Origin of the sequence: Micromonospora sp. ATA51 (assembly GCF_016802855.1) — a bacterium.
Lineage (GTDB): Bacteria > Actinomycetota > Actinomycetes > Mycobacteriales > Micromonosporaceae > Micromonospora > Micromonospora sicca.
In genome coordinates this window covers 1-2,525 of sequence record NZ_JAEVHJ010000546.1, presented here as the reverse complement: position 1 = coordinate 2,525, position 2,525 = coordinate 1, and the positions used below count along the sequence as shown (strand labels likewise).

Annotated in this window: 1 protein-coding gene and 2 pseudogenes; all 3 read right to left on the bottom strand. The window is 75.7% G+C overall.

What is annotated here, in order from left to right:
• Window positions 1-246, bottom strand: a pseudogene (locus JNW87_RS37470) (phosphoheptose isomerase); the annotation flags it as partial.
• A pseudogene (locus JNW87_RS37465) lies at window positions 246-1,461 on the bottom strand (glycosyltransferase). The pseudogenes JNW87_RS37465 and JNW87_RS37470, both read right to left, overlap by 1 nt.
• Window positions 1,446-2,420: a glycosyltransferase gene (locus JNW87_RS37460; protein ID WP_109800072.1), complete on the bottom strand. Its 975-nt coding sequence runs from the start codon at window positions 2,418-2,420 to the stop codon at window positions 1,446-1,448. Before JNW87_RS37460 ends, JNW87_RS37465 begins: the two are co-directional and overlap by 16 nt.
• Window positions 2,421-2,525: the final 105 nt, after the last annotated feature.

Sequence of the window (2,525 nt, the reverse complement as noted above, 5' to 3'; positions counted from 1 at the left end):
GGGTTCGCGGTCGTCGCGGAGTTTGCCGACGAGTTCGGCGGTAAGGTGTTGGGCCTCGGCGGCGCTGCCCCCGTTGCCCGCCACCAGCAGCCGCCCGCCGGTGGCCAGCCGGTGCGCCAGCTCGCCGCCCCAACGGGCGAGCAGTCGCTCCGCGCGCCGGAAGGGCAGCAGCGCCGCCGCCAGGTGGCCCAGGTGGGTGTCCAGCAGGCTGTCGGCAGCCTCGCCGGTCCGGTCGGGCGCCGCCATCAGGCGACCACCCGGGTCGCCGACGCACGGCGGCCACCTCGCCGTACACCTCCGTCAGCCGGTCCGCCGTGGTCGACCAGGAGTAGCAGCGGCGGGCCCGTTCCAGCGCCGCCGTGGCGTACGCGAAGCGGCGGATCCGGTCGCCGAGGAGCCGCTGGACGGCCGCGCCCAGCGCCTGCGGGTCCCGGGCCGGCACGAGGTCACCGGTCCGCCCGTCGACGACCGTGTCGATCAGCCCGCCGACGGCGGTGCCGATCACCGGTACGCCGCACGCCATCGCCTCCAGCGGGGTGAGCCCGAACGGCTCGTACCAGGCGCGGCGACCAGCACGTCGGCGGACCGGTACCAGCGGCCCATCTCCTCCCGGGGCACCGCGCCGATCAGCTTCACCCGGTCGGCCACCCCGAGGGAGTCGGCGAGCGCCCGCAGTCGCCGGGCGTACGGGTCGGTCTCCAGCAGTCCGGCCGGCGGACCGCCCACCACCACGCACTCCGCCCCGGGCACCAGGGCGGTGGCCCGGATGACGTCCTGGAAGCCCTTGCGTTCCACCAGCCGGCCCACGGTGAGGATCCGCGGCCGGTCGCCGTCCCGCTCGGCGGCCGGACCGAGCGGGGCGAAGGTGCCGAGGTTCACCCCGGACGGGACGATCGTCATCCGGGACCGGGGCACTCCCATCCGGACCAGCTCACCGACCTCGTCCTGGCACTGGGCGACCACCCGGTCGACGGACCGGCCCAGCTCCCGTTCGTGGCGGACCCGGCCCGGCGGGCTGGTGTCCTGGGCCCCCTGGTGGCGCCGCTTCACCGTGCCGAGCGCGTGGTACGTCTGCACCACCGGCACCCCGGTCCGCCGGCCGGCGGCGAGCGCGGCCAGGCCGCTCATCCAGAAGTGCGCGTGGACCACGTCGGGCTGCCAGTCGTCGGTGCGCCACCGCTCCGCCAGCCAGGCGCCGAACTCGGCCATGTACGGCAGCAGCTCGTCCTTGGCGACGGGCTCGGCCGGGCCGGCGGGCACGTGCACCACGTCGAAGCCGTCCGGGGCCCGTACCGTCACGGGCAGGTCCACGGCGTCGCGGCGGGTGTAGACGCGGACGTCGTGGCCGGCGGCCACCAGCGCGGCGGAGAGCTCCGCGACGTGCGTGTTCTGGCCGCCCGCGTCCTCGCCGCCGAGGACGGCGAGCGGGCTGGCGTGCTCCGAGATCATCGCGACGCGCATACTTCCTCCTCCAGCAGGCGGTCCCAGTCGGCGAGGAAACGGTCCAGCCCGTAGCGGTTTCGGGCGGCGACCCGGGCTTCGGCGCCGGCCCGGCGGGCGGCCGACGGGTCCTCGACGAACCGTCGGGCCGCCTCCAGCAGGACGTCCACCCGGGTGGAGAGGGCACCGGCGGACGGCGGCACCGCCTCCAGGGCCTCGGTGGTGGCGAGCGCGACGACCGGCATGCCCATCGTCATCGCCTCGACGAGGCTCAGCCCCAGCGAGGTCCACCGGCACAGGTGCAGGTACGCCCGCCGCCGGGCCAGTTCGGTGTGCATGGCGTGCTGCGGGACGTCGTCGTGGCTGGTGACCCGGTCCGCCGGCAGCCCGAGGCGGTCGGCCAGCCCGGCCACCCCCATGCCGTAGACGTCCAGCGGGGCGATCTCGGCGAACCGGGGCAGCAGGTCCGTGCCGGTGACCCGCCAGCGGCGGACCGGCTCGTTGATCACCACCGCGAGCCGGTCCAGCTCGCCGGTCCACTCGACGGCCGGCGCGACCACGCCGTGCTCGACGACGGCGGTGCGGCTGCCGCCGTTGTCCCAGAACAGTTCGTTGAAGTGGGTCACGTGGGTGAGCAGCAGGTCGTCCCGGCCGGCCATCGGGTGCCGGGTATTCGGCACGTCCCCCTTGGGGGTGTTGTGCTCGACGTAGATCGCCGGCACGTCCCGGCCCACCCGACGGCCCAGCCACTCGCAGGCGAGGTCGAACTCCTCGGGGCGCTGGAGCAGGACCACGTCCACGTCGGCCCGGCCCAGCTCCTGCGGGGTCACCTCGACCGCGCTGTCCGGCCACGGGTAGGTTCGCGCCCGGCCGAGGCCGTACGGGCCGCGGTCGGGGGTGACCGGGACCAGGTACCGGTGTTTCCCGTGCACGAAGGACGTGGTCCAGGAGCCGTGCACGTGCCACAGCAGAATGTTCATCGGGCCACCCCACCGGTGGCGGTCACCGCCGGCGCGCGCGGTGGGCCCGCGAACACCGCCGCCGGCCGGCCACCGGCTCGGCCGGTACGCCGAGCAGCCGCAGCC